We start from the raw sequence: 18,309 nt of genomic DNA on the forward strand, positions 1-18,309 counted from the left end.
CCGATCGCTCCCGCCGGCAGACGGCAGCCGCGCCGCAAAACCCAGCCGCAGGCCGACGCCGGCCCGCCGGGTGGCCCGGACCTGGCCCGTATGCCCGCCGCCAGGCGGCAGGCGGCAACCGCGCGCCAGCGCGTACCGCGACAGCCGGCCGCAGGCCGACGCGGGGGGTCAGGGCCTGGGCAGCAGGGTGGTCGCCTGGGTGAGGAGGGCGCGGTCCTGGGGGTGGGTGAGGTGGGGGGCGGCGTCGGGGGTGGGGAGCCAGCGGAGGGCGTCCACCTCGTCGTTGGGGGTGAACGTTCCCCCCGTGGCCCGCGCCAGCCAGTAGCTGACCTGTTTGAACCCCTCGGGCACCACATACCGCTGGCTGGCCAGCGGAGCGCCCAGCTCGCAGCGCATCCCCGTCTCCTCGAACACCTCGCGGCGGGCCGCCGCCGCCGCGCTCTCGCCGGCGTCGAGCTTGCCCTTGGGATGGGACCAGTCGTCGTACTTCGGCCGGTGTATCAGCGCGACCTCGACGCCGCCAGCGGGGCCCTCGCGCCAGAGGACGCACCCCGCCGCCAGGATCACCGAAGCCCCCGTCGCGCCCCCGTCAACTCGACGTGCCACGCCGCTTCCTCCGTGCCTCGATGAGCATTTCCTGAACGCGCCGCAGTGGTTGGCCGTCCTCGTCGGTGGCGTGTCGCCGCCAGTGGCCTTCCGAGTCGAGATGCCAGGACTCGGTGGTGTCGGAGGTGCCGGCGGCCAGCAGCCGGGTGAGGGTGGAACGGTGGGCCGGGTCGGTGACGCGGACCAGCACCTCGATCCGGCGGTCCAGGTTGCGGTGCATCAGGTCGGCGCTGCCGAGCCACACCTCCGCCTCGCCGCCGGCGGCGAACGCGTAGACCCGGGAGTGTTCCAGGAAGCGGCCCAGCACGCTGCGCACCCTGACGTTCTCGGAGAGGCCGGGCACCCCGGGGCGGAGCGCGCAGATGCCGCGCACCCAGATGTCGACGGGGACGCCGGCCTGCGAGGCGCGGTAGAGCGCGTCGATCACCGCCTCGTCCACGATCGAGTTGGACTTGAACCTGACCCACGCCGGCCGGCCGGCCCGGTGGTGCTCGATCTCGCGGCCGATCCGGGAGACCAGCCCCTCGCGGAGCGAGCGCGGCGCGACCAGCAGCCGGCGGTAGTGCTCCCTGCGGGAGTAGCCGGAGAGCCGGTTGAAGAGGTCGGAGAGATCGGCGCCGACGTCCGGGTCGGCCGTGAGCAGGCCGAGGTCCTCGTAGACCCTGGCGGTCTTGGGGTGGTAGTTGCCGGTGCCGACATGGGCGTAGCGGCGCAGGTCCTCGCCCTCCTGGCGGACGACGAGGGAGAGCTTGCAGTGCGTCTTGAGGCCGACCAGGCCGTAGACCACATGACAGCCGGACTCCTCCAGCTTGCGCGCCCACTTGATGTTGGCGTGCTCGTCGAAGCGGGCCTTGATCTCGACCAGGACCAGCACCTGCTTGCCGGACTCGGCCGCGTCGATCAGCGCGTCGACGATGGGCGAGTCACCCGACGTCCGGTACAGCGTCTGCTTGATCGCCAGCACGTCGGGGTCGGCCGCCGCCTGTTCGAGGAACGCCTGCACGGAGGTGGAGAACGAGTCGTAGGGGTGGTGCAGCAGCACGTCACGGGTGCGCAGCGCGGCGAATATGTCGGGCGCCGAGGCGGACTCGACCTCGGCCAGGTCGCGGTGGGTGCCGGCGACGAACTTGGGGTACTTCAGCTCGGGGCGGTCGATCCCGGCGATGGAGTGCAGCCCCGTCAGGTCCAGCGGCCCGGGGACGGCGATGACCTCCTCGCGGCGGATCTTCAGCTCGCGGACCAGGAGGTCGAGCACCTCGGAGTCGATGGACTCCTCCACCTCAAGACGGACGGGCGGGCCGAAGCGGCGGCGCAGCAGTTCCTTCTCCAGCGCCTGGATGAGGTTCTCGGTGTCGTCCTCCTCCACCTCCAGGTCCTCGTTGCGGGTGACCCGGAAGACATGGTGGGCGAGGACCACCATGCCTGGAAACAGTTCCTCCAGGTGGGCCGCGATCACATCCTCGACAGGCACGAAGCGCCGGGGGGAGACCTCAAGGAAGCGGGAGAGCAGCGGCGGCACCTTCACCCTGGCGAAGTGCCGGTGGCCGGTGGCCGGGTTGCGGACGACCACGGCGAGGTTGAGGGAGAGCCCGGATATGTAGGGGAACGGGTGCGCCGGGTCGACGGCCAGCGGGGTGAGGACGGGGAATATCCGCTTGCGGAACAGCGAGAAGAGCGTGGTCTGTTCGTGTTCGGCGAGGTCGGGCCAGCGCAGCAGGTGGATGCCCTGCTCGGCCAGGAGCGGGTTGACCTCCCGCTGGTAGCAGGTGGCCTGCCGGGCGAGCTGCTCCCTGGCGACGGACCAGATGTCCTCCAGCACCTCGCCCGGCGGGCGGCCGGTCAGCGAGCGGGTGGCGACGCCGGTGGCGATCCGCCGTTTGAGGCCGGCGACCCGCACCATGAAGAACTCGTCGAGGTTGCTGGCGAAGATGCTCAGAAAGTTGGCCCGTTCGAGCAGCGGGGTGGCCGGGTCCTCGGCCAGCTCCAGGACCCGCTCGTTGAACGCCAGCCAGCTGCGCTCCCGATCGAGGAAACGATCCTCTGGGAGGGGCGGGAAAGCGGTGTCCTGGGCGGCGGCGTCGCCCCCCGGCGCGATCTCGGCGTCGAGCGCCGCCAACATCGCCCGGTCCCCCATCTGACCGTCGCCCAACGCCGTGTCGCCCGGCGCGCGATCGCTCGGCGCGCGATCGCTCGGCGCGCCGATCGGGTCGGGGGCTCGTTCCTCGGCGTCCACTCGGGCCGACTGACCGTTACGCGCTGGGCTCATGCCACCATTCTCCCGCCATCCGGGCGAACGGGACACAACGCGTGGGTGACGAGTGGGGGTGGCGGTGGGGGTGACGCGCGGATCCTCGCGGTAGTGGGCGGCCCAGCGCTTGACGGTGCGCGGCGAGACGCCGTACTCGGCCGCCGCACGACGCATCGACCACCCGTTTCGCAGCACGGCGCGCGCGAGGCGCAGCCGTTCCTCCTCCGAGAGGTACCGTTCGCGCCGGTCACCACCACTCATGTCTCGGAATGTACCCCGCAACTCCTGAACGCCCCACCCGCGGCGGTCCGGAACCGCGCGCGGGGTCAGCCCCGGCGCGCCAGCCAGTCGGAGTAACGGGTGGGCGCGAGTTGGGCGTTGGTGTTGGTGAGGACATCGCCCTGGACGGCGCCGAACATTCCGGCGGCGGGATCGGTGACGACGGTGCGGCCGTCGGACGCGTGCGCCAGGGTGATCCGCCCCAGCTCGTCCAGCGGGAAGACCTCGGGCCCCGCGACATGCCGCACGCCGTTCAACGGCGCCCCGGCGGCGACGTCGGCCACCGACTGGGCCACGTCCCCGGCGGCGATCGGCTGGATCGGCGTGGCGGGCAGCCGGACGGTGTCGTCGTCGGCGGTCCAGGACAGCACCGCGTCGACGAACTCCATGAACTGCGTCGCCCGGACGATCGAGTAGGGGATACCCCCGGCCTCAAGATCCTCCTCCTGGAGCGTCTTGGCCCGGTAGTAGTCCAGCTCGGGCACCTGGTCGACGCCGACGATGGAGAGGATGACGAAGTGCCCGACGCCGGCCTTGCGCGCCGCCTCCAGCAACTGCTCCATCGAGGTCCGGAAGAACGCGGGGGAGGCCGCGTCGAAGGTCGGCGAGTTCGTCAGGTTGACGACGACATCGGCGCCGGCGACCGCGGCGTCAAGACCCGCGCCGCTGATGACGTCGGCGCCGGTGGACTGCGAGTGCGGCACCGCCTCGTGCCCGGCGCTGTTCAGGATCTCGACGACCTGCGACCCGATCAGACCGGTACCGCCGATGACTGCGATCTTCATGGCATGCCCTTCGGAGTGGAATGTGCCCCTATAGGGCAATATGCCCCAGCGGCGACACCGCGCCCGTCAACTCGGACACGTTTCGTCCGAGACGATACTCGGACACCAACTGTCCGAGTACCCCGCCGGTGGTCAACCGCCTGGTTAGAGTGACCGGGTGAAGATGTCCGGCGGGGTCGAGTGGGCGCTGCACTGCTGCGTGGTCCTCACCTCGGTCGCGGAGCCGGTCCCGGCGACCCGACTGGCCGAGCTGCACGATGTCTCGCCCAGCTATCTGGCCAAACAGCTCCAGGCGCTCTCCCGCGCCGGGTTGGTGCGATCGGTGCAGGGCAAGGCGGGCGGCTACACGCTCACGCGTGCGCCCACGGCGATCACGGTGCTCGACGTGGTGGAGGCGGTGGACGGCGCGGCCCCGGCCTTCGTCTGCACCGAGATCCGCCAGCGCGGCCCGCTGGCCACCCCGCCCGAGTCCTGCGCCGCGCCCTGCGCGATCGCCCGCGCCATGCACACGGCCGACGCGGCCTGGCGCGACGCGCTGCGCGCCGTCACCATCGCCGACCTCGTCCGCGACGTCGGCACGGACCACGGCCCCCGCGCGATGTCCCGCATCAGCGGGTGGCTGACCGCCGGCTAGCTAGCTAGGTGTACTGGCCCGGTAGGAGCGGGTTGCTCCAGGCGCGGCGGCCGGCCGCGTCCTCGACGGTGACACGGAAGTGCCGGTCGCGGAACATCGCCACCGGCGCGCGCCACTCGGTGAGCGCCTCGCCCCGCTGGACGATCGCCCCCGGCACCCCGCCGCTGATCACGATCTTCCGCACCGGGGAGCAGCGCACCGTCAACCACCCCTCGCTGAGACGGACATCGTGCAACTCGGGCCCCGTGCTCGCGTAGTAGTGGCCGGCCTTGAGGGCCGCCGACAGCGCCTCGGGGGTGCGGGACTCCGCACGAACCCACACCCAGGCCGCGCAGGCCGGCGGATCCTGGGGCTGGAAGTGCGCGTCGTCGGCGGCGAAGGCGCCGAGCCGGTGACCGCGGTTGAGGAGAACATCGGTCAGATGCCAGCTGTCGCCCCGGTCTTCGCGCGCGGAGAGCGCGTTGTACACCTCGACGGCATGGGCCGCGTCCACGGTGGCCGCGTCGGCGGCGGTGAGCAGCGACGCCGCGGGGTGCGCGAGGCCGACGAACGCGCCGGCGGCGCGCGCCCGGCGCGCGAGCCCGGGGCCGTCCTCGTCCGGCTCGGGCGGCCGGAAGTCCAGGGGCAGCCCCACGGCGAGAAGATGCCACTCACTGGCGAACTCGGTGCGCGGCGGGTGCAGTTCGGCACCGAGCAGGGTGGTGAACTCCGGGGTGCGGAACGACCGCGTGTCGGTGAGCGGAAACCCGTGCCGAGCGCGGAAGTGGTCGGTGACGGCGACGAAGTCGTACCCGGCCTCCCGATAGCGCCCAACCACCTCACGGGGCGACAGCGCGCCATCGGACCGATCCGAGTGCGCGTGCAGATTCCCCCGCCAGAACCTCCCAGCCCGCCCGAACGGCGACTCCACCACGCGCGCCCCCTCTCAGCCACACACACGGTAACCCCCACGAGCAACCACCCGCCCGCCAACCACCACCACCGGGGCAGGGCGACGACGCGCCCGTCACGGCCTCTGCCGACACGGCCAACCCCCCGACCGGACCGACCCGTTGTCGGACCCACCTCCCCCAACGTCCAGACGGCCCCACCCCCAAGCCCGGCCCACCAACACCGCCGCCCGCCCCGGGAGGGCGGGCGCCCCCGGCCGCCAGGCCGGCAGCCCCGGCGCGCCAGCGCCGCCGCCCGGCCCGGCGGGCCGCTCAGGTCCACCAAGCCCAAGGCCGGGGCGGCCAACAGCAGGGCCGGCCCGCCCAGTTGCCAACACTCCCCCGACCGCCAACCCGTTCACGCCGCACTCGGCCCAGCCCAGCCGAAGACGAGGCCCGCACCTGCACCCGCCAGGCCGGCAACCCAGCGCGGCGCCCCCCACCGATGGCGGGCACCCCCGGCCGGGACGACCGACCACGACCAGCCCCCCACCCGGCCGCCAAGCCGAACCAGGCAAGACCACCACACCACAACCCGCCGGCGCCCACCCCAAGAACCAACCCCCCACAGAGCGCCCAGGCCCCCAGCCCGGCAGCCCCAGCGCCGCCGCCCGGGAGGGCGGGCGCCCCCGGCCGCCAGGCCGGCAGCCCTGACCCCGCAAGGCCCGGCACGCGGCATCCCCCGCCGGAAGCGGACGCTCCCACCCCCGGCCCGGGGGCACCCCGGCCGCCAGGCCGGCAGGCCGGCAGCCTCAGGCCGGCAGCCCTGACCCCGGCCCGGCAGGGCGGGCGCCCCCGGCCGCCAGGCCGGCAGCCCTGGGCCCGCAACCCCCGCCCCCGCCCCGGGAGACCGGGCGCCCCCGGCCGCCAGGCCCGCAGCCCCGGCGCGCCAGCGCCGCTGCCCGGCCCGCCCGGCGGGCCGCCGCGCGGCCTCCCCCGGCCATCCCGGGCCGGACCACCACGCCACAACCAACCAATCCGCCGACACCGACCCCAAAACCAACCCCCCGCAGGGCGCCCCGGCCGCCAGGCCGGCAGCCCCGGCGCGCCAGCGCCGCTGCCCGGACCGGCGGGCCGACACGTCCCCCACTCAAAGCGGGCACCCCGGCCGCCAGGCCCGCAGCCCCCGCGCGCCAGCGCCGCTGCCCGGCCCGCCCGGCGGGCCGCCGCGCGGCCTCCCCCGGCCACCCCGGGCCGGACCACCACGCCACAACCAACCAATCCGCCGACACCGACCCCAAAACCAACCCCCCACAGGGCGCCCCGGCCGCCAGGCCGGCAGCCCAGGGCGGGCACGCCAGCGCCGCTGCCGACACGCGGCATCCCCCGCCGGAAGGGCACCCCGGCCGCCAGGCCGGCAGCCCTGACCCCGCAAGGCCCGGCACGCGGCATCCCCCGCCGGAAGCGGACGCTCCCACCCCCGGCCCGGGGGCACCCCGGCCGCCAGGCCGGCAGCCCTGGGCCCGCAGCCCCCGCCCCCCGCCCGGGAGGGCGGGCGCCCCCAGACCCTGCCCGGGAGGGCGGGCGCCCCCGGCCGCCAGGCCGGCAGCCCCGGCGCGCCAGCGCCGCCGCCCGGCCCGGCCGGAGGGCCAGCGCGCCAGCGCCGCTGCCCGGCCCGCCCGGCGGGCCCGGCGGGACGGGGGTGGTGGCCGAGGGCAGCCGGGTTCCGGCTACGTTTCGGTGCGGTACATCAGGTCCGTCTCGTACGTGGTGAAGCCCAGGGACTCGTAGACGCGGACCGCCGCCGTGTTGTCCGCGTCGACGTAGAGCATCGCGGTGGCGAGGCCGCGTTCGTCCGCGAGGTGGCGCAGGCCGATGGTGGTGAGGGCGCGGCCGAGGCCGAGGCCCTGGGCGTCGGGGGCGACGCCCAGCACATAGACCTCGCCGAGGCCCTCGGCGGCGTGCACCTTGGTCCAGTGGAAGCCCAGGAGTTCGCCCTCGCGTTCGGCCAGGAAGAAGCCGGCCGGGTCGAACCACGGCTCGGCCGCGCGCGCGTCGAGGTCCCGCTGGGTGAGCGACCCCTGCTCGGGGTGGTGCGCGAAGGCGGCGGCGTTGAGGCGCAGCCAGGCCGCGTCGTCCCCGCCGGGGACGAACGCGCGGACGGTGATGCCCGGGGCCAGCGTCGGCTCCGGCAGCACCAGGTCCGTCAACGGGCGCCGCAGCTGGCGCAGTTCGCGGAACTCGGCCAGCCCGAGCCGGCGCGCGAGCCGGCGTGCGGGCGGATGCGCGCCGTGCGCCCAGAGGCGCAGCCGCTGCCCGGACTCGGTCAACAGCGCCTGGCCGAGCCGCATCCCATGGCGGTTGCCCCGGTGTTCGGGGTGCACCACCAGTTCGCTCGACGGCGGCTCCACCGGATCCGTGCCGTCCAACTGCGCGTAGCCGAGCAGTTCGCCGCCCCGGTTGAGCAGCAGATGGCGGACGCCCTCGCGGGGGCCGCCGCGCAGCAGCAGCCGGCCCTGCTCGGAGACGGCCGGCTGGCCGTCCACCCGGGCCGCCGCCTCGATCAGCCGTTCCACCAGGGCCTGTTCATCCGCGGACACCTCGTCCAGCACCACGACCTCACTCATACCCGCGACCCTATGCCCCCCGGACGCGGTTTTCCTTTCACTCCGTTGTTACATGCGGGCCCCTGTGGGGCTACGCGCGTAGCCGCTAGGGTGCGGCTGAATCCCGCCCCCCATCGCCGAGAGGGACCCCGCTCGTGAAGCAGCTACGCAGGTACAGAATGGCCACAAGCGCGGTCGCCGTGGGGGTCGTCGGGGCGCTGGCGCTCGCCCCGTCGGCCGACGCGGAGACGGCCGCCACGGGCCCTCAGGGCCATGGCGGCGGGCACCACCACGGCCGGACCGTCGATCTCCAGGTGTTGGCGATCAACGATCTGCACGGCGCGTTGGAGCCGCCCGGCGGTTCGGACGGCGAGGTGGTGCACGAGCACGAGGACGGCACCACGGAGACGATCGAGGCCGGCGGCGTGGAGTACCTGGCCGGCGCGCTGGCCGACGCCAGGGCCGGGGAGCCGCGTTCGGTGACGGTGGCGGCCGGCGATCTGGTGGGCGCCACCCCGCTGTTGTCCGGCCTCTTCCACGACGAGCCCACCATCGAGGCGCTCAACGAGCTGGGCATGGATGTCGCCGGCGTCGGCAACCACGAATTCGACGAGGGCTATGCCGAGCTGCTGCGGCTCCAGGACGGCGGCTGCCACCCGGAGGACGGCTGCTACGCGGACGGCCGGGAGTTCACGGGTTCGGACTTCCCCTATCTGGCGGCCAACGTGGTCGACGAGGACACCCAGGAGCCGATTCTGGCGCCCTACGCGGTGCAGAACCTGCGCGGCGTCAAGGTCGGCTTCATCGGCGTCACCCTGGAGGGGACGGCCGACATCGTCACCCAGGAGGGCATCGAGGGCCTCGCGTTCCTGGACGAGGCCGAGACCATCAACCGCTACACCGAGGAGCTGCGGCGCCGTGGGGTGAACGCGGTGATCGCGCTGATCCACGAGGGCGGCTATCCGGAGTCGGCGGCGTACAACCACGACTGCGACGCGGACGGCGGCGGCCTCTCCGGGCCGATCGTGGACATCGCCGAGCGGACGGACGCGGGGGTCGACGCGCTGATCACCGGGCACACGCACCAGCCGTATGTGTGCACCGTGCCCGACCCGAACGGCGACGACCGGCTGGTGACGTCGGCGTCCTCCAACGGGCGGCTGTTCACCGAGCTTTCGATGTCCTACGACCGCCGCGCCAAGGACATCGTGCGCACCTCGGTCACCGGCACCAACGTGGTCGTCGACCGGGAGCGGGAGCCGGTCGCCGAGCTGACCGAACTGCTGGACTACTGGCGTGAGTTGGCCGATCCGGTGGCCAACGCCCCGATCGGCTGGATCGCCGGGGACATCCCAGGACGCGGCGCCGGCACGCCCGAGTTCCCGGCCGGTGACCTGATCGCCGACGCGCAGTTGGCGCACGGTCTGGCCCTGGACGAGTCCACCGATCTGGCCCTGATGAACCCGGGCGGGGTGCGCGCCGATCTGACGTACGCGGCCTCGGGGGACGAGGGCGACGGGGTGGTCACCTACGGCGAGGGCTTCACGGTGCAGCCGTTCTCCAACACGGTCAACCTGCTGGACCTCACCGGGGAGCAGCTGCTGGCGGTGCTGGCGGAGCAGGTGACGGGCGCCAACGAGGAGGTGCCCAAGATCCTTCAGCCCTCGGAGGGTTTCGCCTACACCCTGGATCTGACCGAGTCGGGCGCGGATCGGATCGTTGCCGACTCGGTGACGGTCAACGGTGAGCCGTTGGACCCGGCGGCGACCTACCGGGTCGCGGTCAACTCGTTCCTGGCCGGCGGCGGCGACGGCTTCGCCACCCTGGCCGAGGGCGGGAACCCGCTGGTCGGGCAGGACGACATGGCGGCGCTGGCCGCCTATCTGACCGCCAACTCCACGGCCCAGGCGCCGCTGGCGCCCCCGACGGCCGACCGGATCACCGTCGTCGAGTAGGCGTCGAGCAGGCACCCGTACGAACACCGGAACGGGCCGCCCTCACCCGCGCGTTGACGCGCGGGTGAGGGCGGCCCGCCCGCGTGCTCAGTCCTCGAAGTTCTCGTGGAACATGGAGACGTAGTTCTCCTGCCGCCCCGACTCCCAGACCACGTCGAGCTGTTCACCCGTGATCGCCACCTCGGCGGAGCGGTCGGCCCACTCCTCCTCGCCCCGCTGGGTGCAGCTCTCCAGGGTGATCACCCCGTTGGCGACCGTGCCCTCGCAGTTGTCGCCCTCGCTCGTCTGGTTCTCCGTGAAGTGCACCGAGTCGCCCTCGAAGGCCAGGATCGAGTCCACCTCCTCGTCCCCGGTCAGCCAGACGCCGTCGAGCTCGGCCGAGGTCGGCCCGTTGGCGGACGCGGGCCCGGCCGAGCCCGCGTCGGCCGTGCCGCCCGTGCCCTCCTCGCTGCCGCAGGCGGCCAACCCTCCGGTCAGCGCCGCCACGGCCAGGGCTGTGCCCCACCGCGTCGACCGCGTCGACCGTCTGCCGCCGGCCGCCCGTCTCCGTGCTCTTCTCATGCTGGTACCCCCAGTTGGTGGAGAAGTCAGCGGCAGGGTACCGGCGCAATCACTCCTGAGGGCTGTGCGCCAGTGAAATGGCCGTAACCAGCAGTCCGTCCCGCGCCAGCCAACGCCCGTGGAACGTTCCCACCTTGACGCCGTCGACCACAGGTCCCGGGACCAGCAGCTCGGCTGAGAACGTGCCCTGGTCCGGGTCGATGGTCAGCCTGGCCTCCTCGAAGTCCAGCCATTTTCCGGTCAGCGGGTACCAGACCTTGTAGACGCTCTCCTTGGCGCTGAAGAGCAGCCGCTCCCAGGTGACCTCGGGGCGCCGCGCGGACAGCTCGGCCAGCCGCACCCGTTCGTCGGGCAGCGCGATCAGATCGACGACGCCCCGGTCGCGCAGCGGTTCGTTGGGCTCGGCGTCGATGCCGAGGCCCGCCAGCTCGCCGACCCTGGCCACCACGGCGGCGCGGTAGCCCTTGCAGTGGGTCATGCTGCCGAGGAACCCGTCGGGCCAGCCGGGCGCGCCGCGTTCGCCCGGCAGCAACGGGACACGCGGGCCGCCCAGTTCGGCCAGCGCGGTGCGGGCGCAGTGCCGCACGGTGGTGAACTCCTGGCGGCGGCTCGCCACGGCGCGCGCTATGTGGGCCTCCTCCTCGGGGAAGAGGGGCGGCGGCTCGGCCGGGTCGCCGAGGGACTCGGCCGAGGCGACGGCGGGCGGCAGCAGTTCCTCGATCACTTCTTCCCCACCAGCCCCGGCAGGATCGACACCAGGCGCCCGGGCGCCAGCGAGCGGGGCTTCCACTCCCTGGGGTAGCCGAGGGAGACCTCCTGGTGCGGGATGCCCTCGTGGCGGATCAGCCGGGGGATGTGCAGATGGCCGTAGACCACGCAGGCCGCCCGGTAGCGACGCGCCCAGTCCTGGGTGCGGTCGGTGCCGCACCAGAGCGCGAACTCGGGGTAGCGCAGCACCCGGGTGGGCTCGCGCACCAGCGGATAGTGGTTGACCAGCACGGTGGGCAGCCCGTCGGGCAGCTCCGCGTCCAGCCTGGCCTCCGTGGCGGCGACCCGCTGCCGGCACCAGCTCTCGGAGTTGGGGTACGGGTCGGGCGTGATCATGTACTCGTCGGTGCAGACCACGCCGGCCGCCTCGGCGACGGCGAGCGCCTCGCGCTTGTCGCGGGTCCCCGGGGGCCGGAACGAGTAGTCGTAGTGCAGGAACAGCGGCACGATCACCGCGGGACCGCCCTCGCCCTCCCACACCGGGTAGGGGTCCTCGGGGGTGAGCACGCCCAACCGGCGGCAGAGCGCCACCAGATGCTGGTAGCGGGCCTCGCCGGTCAGCCGGACCGGATCCTCCTTGGGCGTCCACAGCTCGTGGTTGCCCGGTGTCCAGACCACCTTGGCGAAGCGCTGGCTCAGCAGCGTCAGCGCCCACTCGATGTCCTCCATCACCTCCCCCACATCGCCGGCCACCAGCAGCCAGTCGTCCTCACGCTCAGGTTTCAGCCCCGCGACGATCTCCCGGTTCTCCGGGTACCGCACATGCAGGTCACTGATGCCCACCAGCTGCCCCATCGGCAACTCCCCTCCTTCGGCGCGCCGTTGTTCAGGCCGCCGATCTACGCTACCCCATGCAATCTCAAGAGCACTTGAGGTCTTTGTCTAGGATGACCGGCATGGTCCAGGAGAACTCTCCCCGCATCACCAAGGAACTCACCATCGGCCAGCTGGCCGAGCGCAGCGGTGTGGCCACGTCAGCCCTGCGTTTCTACGAGGAGCAGGGGCTGATCAGCAGCCGGCGCACCACCGGCAACCAGCGTCGTTACCACCGCGACACACTGCGTCGGGTCGCGTTCATCCGCGTTTCGCAGAACGTCGGCATGTCGTTGCAGGCGATCCACGACGCGCTCGACCGGCTGCCCGAGGGGCGCACGCCCGACCGGGCCGACTGGGCCGATCTGTCCGCCTTCTGGCGCGCCGATCTGGACGCCAGGATCGGTCAGTTGACGCGGCTGCGGGATGACCTCACGGAATGCATCGGCTGTGGCTGCCTCTCCCTGGAGAGCTGCATGCTGGCCAACCCGTACGACATCTGCGCCCGCGAGGGCAGCGGCCCGCGCCGGCTGCTGGGGGACGAGGGCCGGACCACCTGCTGACCGGCCAGCGGCTCAGACGCCGGCGTCGCAGCCGCAGGAGGCGCGCAGCCGCAGCGCCACGGGGAACTGCCGCAGCCGGTCGATCGGCGCCCCCGTCGTGTCGCCGATGGCGAGATCCACGGCGGCCCGCGCCATGGCCTCCCGGTCGGAGCCGACCGTCGTCAACGGCGGGTCGGTCAGGCCGGCTTCCTTGACGTCGTCGAAGCCGGCGACCGCCAACTCCCCTGGCACGTCGATGCGCAGCTCGCGCGCGGCCCGCAGCACGCCGATGGCCTGGTCGTCCGTGGCGCAGACCAGGGCCGGCGGCCGGTCGGGACCGGCCAGCAGCCGCAACGCGATGCGGTAGGCGTCATAGCGGTTGTAGGGGGCCTTGAAGAGCCGGCCCTCGGTGTCGAGCCCGGCGACGGCCATCGCCCGGCGCCAGCCGGTGACATGGTCGGTGACGGGGTCGCCGTGCTCGGGCGTCGAGTCGACGCCGCCGAGGCAGGCGACGTAGGGGTGTCCGTGGTCCAGCAGATGGCGGGTGAGCCGCTCGGCGCCGCCCACGTCGTCGAGGACCACCGCCACGTCGTCGATCGCCTCGGGCCTGCGGTGCAGCAGCACCACCCGGGCGTCCCAGGCGTCGATCTCCGTGGCGGCGTGCTCACTTGGGCCCTGGCTGATCAGGATCAGCCCGGAGACCCGCATGCCGAGGAACGCCCGCAGATAGTGGACCTCGCGCTCGTCCAGGTAGTCGGAGTTCCCGACCAGGACCATCTTGCCGCGCTCGGCCGCCGCCTGCTCGACGGCGTGCGCCATCTCGGCGAAGAACGGCTGGCGGGCGTCGGGCACGATCAGCCCGATCAGATCGGTGCGTTGGGAGGCCATGGCCTGGGCGACCCGGTCGGGCCGGTAGCCCAACTCCTTGATCGCGGCGAGCACACGCTCCCTGGTGGCCGCGGCCACCGGGCGCGGGCCGTTGTTGATGACATAGCTGACCACGGCGGTCGACGTCCCCGCCAGCCGTGCCACATCGTCCCGCGTCACCTTGGCCACGGGAGGAGTCTACGCGCGCCACCGCCCCTCCGGATACGGATGTCGTATCCGAAGGGGCGGTTGCGCGGGTTACCACAGAGTTCACACAGTCGTCATACAGGACGACCTCAGTCGCGGCGTGCGGCTGCCCGCTTGATGACCTGCTCGGCCTCGCGGGTGACCGCGCGGGCCTGCTCCTGCTCGGCGTTCTTCTCCTTCTCCGGCACCACGAAGCGGTAACCGACGTTGCGCACCGTGCCGATGAGCGACTCGTGCTCGGGGCCGAGCTTGGCGCGCAGCCGCCGCACATGGACGTCCACGGTGCGGGTGCCGCCGAAGTAGTCGTAGCCCCAGACCTCCTGGAGCAGCTGGGCCCTGGTGAACACCCGGCCCGGGTGCTGCGCCAGGTACTTGAGCAGCTCGAACTCCTTGAAGGTGAGGTCGAGCACCCGGCCCTTGAGCTTGGCGCTGTAGGTGGCCTCGTCGACCGACAGATCGCCGTTGCGGATCTCCATCGGGCTGTCGTCGGCGGTCAACTGCTGGCGGCCGGTGGCCAGCCGCAGCCTGGCCTCGACCTCGGCGGGGCCCGCGGTGTCCAACACCACGTCGTCCACGCCCCAGTCGGCGGTCACCGCGGCGAGGCCGCCCTCGGTGACGATCAGCACCAGCGGGCAGCCGGGCCCAGTGGAACGGAGCAGCTGGCAGAGCGAACGCACCTGCGGCAGGTCCTTGCGGCCGTCGATCAGGATCACGTCGGCGCTGGGCGCGTCCACCAGCGCGGGGCCCTCGGCGGGGGCGACGCGCACGTTGTGCAGGAGGAGTTCGAGCGCGGGGAGCACTTGCGAGGACGGCTGAAGGGCGTTCGTAAGGAGTAGCAGCGAGCTCATGTCGGGGGGCGTTCCTTCCTCAGTCCTGGTATGGACCATGCGAGCGGCTCTGCCCAGAAAGCACGAAAGGACCCGATATGGCGTCGCTGCCCGGGTCCTGCTTGTTCAGCAGCATAGCCGAAACATTTCCGGGTGCGCAGGGGCGTGCGTCACTCCGTCCGCGCCTTCCGAGTGGGCCGGGGCGCGTAGCGGAGCGCGGGAGGCGTCATCATGGGGCGGCACCACCAGCGGGCCAGGAGACGGGCCCTGCCGGCCCCCGAGGCGGAGAGCGGAGATCGCGGAGACCATGGCGAGCGGCACGATCCGGTACTGGGCGGCGGCCAAGGCCGCGGCCGGCACCGCGGAGGAACCCTACGAGGCGGCCACCCTGGCCGACGCGCTCGACGCGGCCAGGCGGCGGCACGCGGAGCGCGCCGATTTCCACCTGGTCCTGGCGCGCTGCGCCTTCCTGGTGGACGGCGCGCAGGTCGGCTCGCGGGACCACGCGAGTGTGCCGCTGGCCGACGGCGGCACGGTCGAGGTGCTGCCCCCGTTCGCCGGCGGTGCCGCGTGAACGGTTCGGCCGGCGGATCGAACGGCGGGGACCGGCCGCGCCGATCGGGCGCGCCGGGGGGCGAGCGCGGAGTGGACCGCGTGGAGACAGCGGAGAAGGGCGGCGGGGCATGACGGAGAACGCGGGAACGGGACAGCGGCCCGTGGCCGGGGGCGCCAGGCACCGGGCCAGGTCGCCGATCATCAGCCCGGGCTGGCAGCCCGCGCTCGGGACGGCGCTGCTGGCCGGGCTGCTCGCCGCCACCGCGCCGATCGGCCCCTGGGCGGCGCTGCCGGCCGTGGTGGTGCTCCAGGCGGTGACGGCGGCCGGCTGGTTCCGGCTGAACGGGATGTGGCCGGCCAGGCAGGGCATCGCGCTGGCCTTCGCCGGCGGCCTCGCCGCCGATGTGACGCTGCTGACGGTGGACGGGGACGACGCGCCCGCCGCGCTGCTCGGCGTGCTGGGCGTCTGGTTCCTGCTGGTGGTGGTCCTCCAGCTGCGGCACCGCGGCTCGGCGGACGAGCGCCTCGACTCGTTGACGGCGACCTCGGCCGCCACCCTGCTGACCGTGGTGGCCACCGCGCTGCTGGCGGCGACGGAGGTGTCGGGCGAGGCGGTGGCCGTGGCGGCCGGCGCCGTGGCGGCGGCCACGCTGCTGCGGGCGCTGCCGGGGCCCGAGGTGGTGACCTCGGTGCTCGGCCTGGCGGCTGGCTGCGCCGTCGGCGCGGTGGCCAGCGGCCAGGACATCGGCCAGCCGGCGCTCGCGCTGGGCGCGGCGGCGGGGGCGTGTGCCCTGGTGGGGCTGCGGGTCGCCTCCTACGACTTCCCGTCCAGGTTCGTGCACTTCACGGCGGGCGTCGCGCTGCCGCTGACGGCGGCGGCGCCGGCCGTCTACCCGTTGACGGTGGCGCTGCTCTGACCCGAGCCGAGCGGGACCCGAGCCGGCCCGAGCCCACCCGGGTACGGCCATCCGGGTGACGTGGGTGGGGGCAGGAACCTCGGCGCGCTCCCAGGGGTTGAGCAGGTGTTGAGAGACAGGGCTGTAACGGCCCTGCTGCAAGGAGCTGTGCCCGCTCCCGGTGGGCGAACGGGGCGGGTTAGGCTCACGTGGTTTTTCGGTCACCTGGCACCGTGGCGTCCCGCCACACTTCACCTGGGGGTTCGCAACCCGATGCGCGCACTGCGAATAAGCCTGATCGTCATCGGCGTCCTGGCCGTGCTGGCCGTGGTCGCCGACCGCGTCGCGCTCTATGTCACCCAGAGTGAGGTCGCCTCCCGCGCCCAGGACCGGCTGGGTCTCGCGTCCGAGCCGTCCATATCCATCAAGGGCTTCCCCTTTCTGAACCAGGTGCTGGGCAGCCAGCTGGACCGGGTGGATCTGGGCATCGACGACTACGAGGCGTCGGTGGACGGCCAGCAGCTCAACATCCACGATCTGGACGTCCAGCTGACCGACGTCAAGCTGACCGGCGGCTACACCAACGCGGTGGCCAGCGAGGCCCACGGCGAGGGCATGATCACCTACGACGAGCTGACCCGGGCCTACGGCGAGCTGCTCGCGCTCCAGGGGAACGGCTTCGGCGTGGAGTTCGAGTACGCGGGCGACGGCCGGCTGCTGCTGGTGCTCCAGGCCAGCGCGATGGGCCAGACGCTGGACGTCGGCGAGGCCGCGGGCGATCTGGTGCTGGAGGACGGCACGCTCACCCTGTCGGTCGCCGAGGAGGACATCCCCGACATCGGCGGCGATCGGGTGCAGGAGACCATCCGGGAGCAGCTGGACCAGGAGCGCGCCATCTCCGGGCTGCCCGAGGGCCTCGACCTGACCTCCCTCGAACCCACCGAACGGGGCCTGAAGGTGATCGTGGACGGCGAGAACATGTCGCTGAGCGACTGAGCGGAACGGGAGCCGGGCGGACGGGCGGGGCTGAGGGGGCGAAGCCCAGCGGTCCCACGTTACGGTCACTCCCATCTCAGAATACGGAACACCGGTGACATGAGCGAGGCGGCGTCCGTACGATCGCGGTCATGATGCGGCAGGCGACGGGCACCCCGGCCGGGGGCCTCACCAAACGGCGGGCAGTCGATCTCTGCCGCGTCGCCGCCAGTCTCTGTCGCAGCCTCGGCTGATCCCACGCCCCTCCCGCCGCGCGGCGCGCCCTCTCGTGCCCGGCTACCCGAAGAAGCGCGCGTGCGTCGCCCTGCGGTACGCCCCCTTCCCGCCCGTTCTCGCACCGTTCCCGCCTGAATTCGCTCAAGGAGACATCAGCATGAGCCGCAGTGACGTCCTGGTGGACGCCGACTGGGTCCAGGCCCACATCGACGACCCCAAGGTGGTGCTCGTGGAAGTGGACGAGGACACCTCGGCCTACGAGAAGAACCACATCAAGAACGCCGTCCGGATCGACTGGAAGCAGGACCTCCAGGACCCGGTGCGCCGCGACTTCGTGGACCAGGAGGGCTTCGAGAAGCTGCTCTCCGCCAGGGGCATCGCCAACGACGACACGGTGGTTCTCTACGGCGGCAACAACAACTGGTTCGCCGCCTACGCCTACTGGTACTTCAAGCTGTACGGCCACGAGGACGTCCGGCTGCTGGACGGCGGGCGCAAGAAGTGGGAGCTGGACTCCCGCGACCTGGTCGTCGAGGTGCCCACCCGCGCGGCCACCCAGTACAGCGCCAAGCCGCAGGACACCTCGATCCGCGCCTTCCGCGACGAGGTCGTGGCGGCCATCGGCACCAAGAACCTGGTCGACGTGCGCTCCCCCGACGAGTTCAGCGGCAAGCTGCTCGCCCCGGCGCACCTGCCGCAGGAGCAGTCCCAGGTCGGCGGCCACATCCCCAGCGCCCGCAACATCCCCTGGTCCAAGTCGGCCAACGACGACGGCACCTTCCGCTCCGAGGAGGAGCTGACGGAGCTGTACCAGGGCGAGGGCGTGGATCTGGAGAAGGACACCATCGCCTACTGCCGCATCGGCGAGCGCTCGGCGCACAGCTGGTTCGTGCTGCACGAGCTGCTCGGCCAGGCCAACGTCAAGAACTACGACGGCTCCTGGACCGAGTACGGCTCGCTGGTGGGCGTCCCGGTCGAGACCGGCCCGGCCAAGTAGTCGACACCGATTCCGCCGACGGGAATCTCCGAGCGGTTTCTCTGAGCGGTATCTCCGAGCGGTATCTCTGAGCGGTATCTCT

18 protein-coding genes and 1 pseudogene are annotated in these 18,309 nt (G+C 72.8%); 8 read left to right on the top strand and 11 right to left on the bottom strand.

Going from position 1 to position 18,309, the window contains the following annotated elements; translation table 11 throughout:
• Positions 1-168: 168 nt before the first annotated feature.
• The 4 genes and pseudogenes from K4G22_RS11960 to K4G22_RS11975 all read right to left on the bottom strand — a co-directional run bounded on the left by K4G22_RS11960 (position 169) and on the right by K4G22_RS11975 (position 3,918).
• Entirely contained in the window at positions 169-606 is a 438-nt protein-coding gene (locus K4G22_RS11960; protein WP_228080010.1) for an NUDIX hydrolase, read from the bottom strand.
• Positions 590-2,809, bottom strand: coding sequence for an RNA degradosome polyphosphate kinase (locus K4G22_RS11965; RefSeq protein WP_425336794.1), 2,220 nt, complete (start codon positions 2,807-2,809; stop codon positions 590-592). The genes K4G22_RS11960 and K4G22_RS11965 overlap by 17 nt, the downstream gene beginning before the upstream one ends.
• 159 nt (positions 2,810-2,968) lie before the next feature.
• A pseudogene (locus K4G22_RS11970) lies at positions 2,969-3,115 on the bottom strand (helix-turn-helix domain-containing protein); the annotation flags it as partial.
• Between the two features lie 65 nt (positions 3,116-3,180).
• Entirely contained in the window at positions 3,181-3,918 is a 738-nt protein-coding gene (locus K4G22_RS11975; RefSeq protein ID WP_228080012.1) for an SDR family oxidoreductase, read from the bottom strand.
• Between the two features lie 163 nt (positions 3,919-4,081).
• Here K4G22_RS11975 and K4G22_RS11980 point away from each other — a divergent pair, with 163 nt between their 5' ends.
• Positions 4,082-4,552, top strand: coding sequence for an RrF2 family transcriptional regulator (locus K4G22_RS11980; protein ID WP_228084060.1), 471 nt, complete (start codon positions 4,082-4,084; stop codon positions 4,550-4,552).
• A gap of 4 nt (positions 4,553-4,556) precedes the next feature.
• On the opposite strand, the gene K4G22_RS11985 is transcribed toward K4G22_RS11980, so the two are convergent.
• Together K4G22_RS11985 and mshD are read right to left on the bottom strand one after the other, a co-directional pair.
• Entirely contained in the window at positions 4,557-5,465 is a 909-nt protein-coding gene (locus K4G22_RS11985) for a PHP domain-containing protein (protein ID WP_228080014.1), read from the bottom strand.
• A gap of 1,686 nt (positions 5,466-7,151) precedes the next feature.
• Positions 7,152-8,048, bottom strand: coding sequence for a mycothiol synthase (mshD, locus tag K4G22_RS11990; RefSeq protein WP_228080015.1), 897 nt, complete (start codon positions 8,046-8,048; stop codon positions 7,152-7,154).
• Positions 8,049-8,206: 158 nt separating this feature from the next.
• On the opposite strand from mshD, the gene K4G22_RS11995 reads away from it, so the two are divergent.
• On the top strand, positions 8,207-9,982 hold the full coding sequence (locus K4G22_RS11995; protein WP_228080016.1) for a bifunctional metallophosphatase/5'-nucleotidase: 1,776 nt from the start codon (positions 8,207-8,209) through the stop codon (positions 9,980-9,982).
• A gap of 87 nt (positions 9,983-10,069) precedes the next feature.
• Here K4G22_RS11995 and K4G22_RS12000 read toward each other — a convergent pair whose 3' ends face one another.
• The 3 genes from K4G22_RS12000 to K4G22_RS12010 are packed head-to-tail and all read right to left on the bottom strand — an operon-like array spanning position 10,070 to position 12,106.
• Complete coding sequence (locus K4G22_RS12000; protein WP_228080017.1) at positions 10,070-10,543, bottom strand: hypothetical protein; 474 nt, start codon at positions 10,541-10,543, stop codon at positions 10,070-10,072.
• 49 nt (positions 10,544-10,592) lie between these two features.
• Positions 10,593-11,267: a 4'-phosphopantetheinyl transferase family protein gene (locus K4G22_RS12005; RefSeq protein WP_228080021.1), complete on the bottom strand. Its 675-nt coding sequence runs from the start codon at positions 11,265-11,267 to the stop codon at positions 10,593-10,595.
• Positions 11,264-12,106, bottom strand: a complete 843-nt coding sequence (locus tag K4G22_RS12010; RefSeq protein WP_228080024.1) for a metallophosphoesterase family protein — start codon at positions 12,104-12,106, stop codon at positions 11,264-11,266. Before K4G22_RS12010 ends, K4G22_RS12005 begins: the two co-directional genes overlap by 4 nt.
• A gap of 101 nt (positions 12,107-12,207) precedes the next feature.
• Here K4G22_RS12010 and soxR point away from each other — a divergent pair, with 101 nt between their 5' ends.
• Complete coding sequence (gene soxR / locus K4G22_RS12015; RefSeq protein ID WP_228080026.1) at positions 12,208-12,687, top strand: redox-sensitive transcriptional activator SoxR; 480 nt, start codon at positions 12,208-12,210, stop codon at positions 12,685-12,687.
• Between the two features lie 12 nt (positions 12,688-12,699).
• Here soxR and K4G22_RS12020 read toward each other — a convergent pair whose 3' ends face one another.
• Both K4G22_RS12020 and K4G22_RS12025 read right to left on the bottom strand, forming a co-directional pair.
• Positions 12,700-13,722, bottom strand: a complete 1,023-nt coding sequence (locus tag K4G22_RS12020; protein WP_228080028.1) for a LacI family DNA-binding transcriptional regulator — start codon at positions 13,720-13,722, stop codon at positions 12,700-12,702.
• Positions 13,723-13,829: 107 nt separating this feature from the next.
• The gene (locus K4G22_RS12025; RefSeq protein ID WP_228080030.1) at positions 13,830-14,588 is read right to left on the bottom strand and encodes a winged helix-turn-helix transcriptional regulator; all 759 of its coding nucleotides are present in this window, start codon (positions 14,586-14,588) and stop codon (positions 13,830-13,832) included.
• A 286-nt stretch (positions 14,589-14,874) separates the two neighbouring features.
• Here K4G22_RS12025 and K4G22_RS12030 point away from each other — a divergent pair, with 286 nt between their 5' ends.
• The 5 genes from K4G22_RS12030 (at position 14,875) to K4G22_RS12045 (ending at position 18,227) form a co-directional block, all read left to right on the top strand.
• Positions 14,875-15,141, top strand: a complete 267-nt coding sequence (locus K4G22_RS12030; protein ID WP_228080032.1) for a MoaD/ThiS family protein — start codon at positions 14,875-14,877, stop codon at positions 15,139-15,141.
• A 109-nt stretch (positions 15,142-15,250) separates the two neighbouring features.
• On the top strand, positions 15,251-16,039 hold the full coding sequence (locus K4G22_RS12035; RefSeq protein WP_228084294.1) for a hypothetical protein: 789 nt from the start codon (positions 15,251-15,253) through the stop codon (positions 16,037-16,039).
• Between the two features lie 252 nt (positions 16,040-16,291).
• Positions 16,292-17,014 (top strand): LmeA family phospholipid-binding protein, encoded by a 723-nt coding sequence (locus K4G22_RS12040; RefSeq protein ID WP_228080034.1) that lies wholly within the window; start codon positions 16,292-16,294, stop codon positions 17,012-17,014.
• Between the two features lie 134 nt (positions 17,015-17,148).
• Positions 17,149-17,247, top strand: a complete 99-nt coding sequence (locus K4G22_RS31945; protein WP_370592674.1) for a putative leader peptide — start codon at positions 17,149-17,151, stop codon at positions 17,245-17,247.
• Positions 17,248-17,387: 140 nt separating this feature from the next.
• Positions 17,388-18,227 carry a sulfurtransferase gene (locus K4G22_RS12045; protein ID WP_228080036.1) on the top strand — a complete coding sequence of 280 codons (840 nt, stop codon included), beginning with the start codon at positions 17,388-17,390 and terminating at the stop codon, positions 18,225-18,227.
• Positions 18,228-18,309: the final 82 nt, after the last annotated feature.

Source organism: Streptomyces profundus, assembly GCF_020740535.1.
Taxonomy (GTDB): domain Bacteria; phylum Actinomycetota; class Actinomycetes; order Streptomycetales; family Streptomycetaceae; genus Streptomyces; species Streptomyces profundus.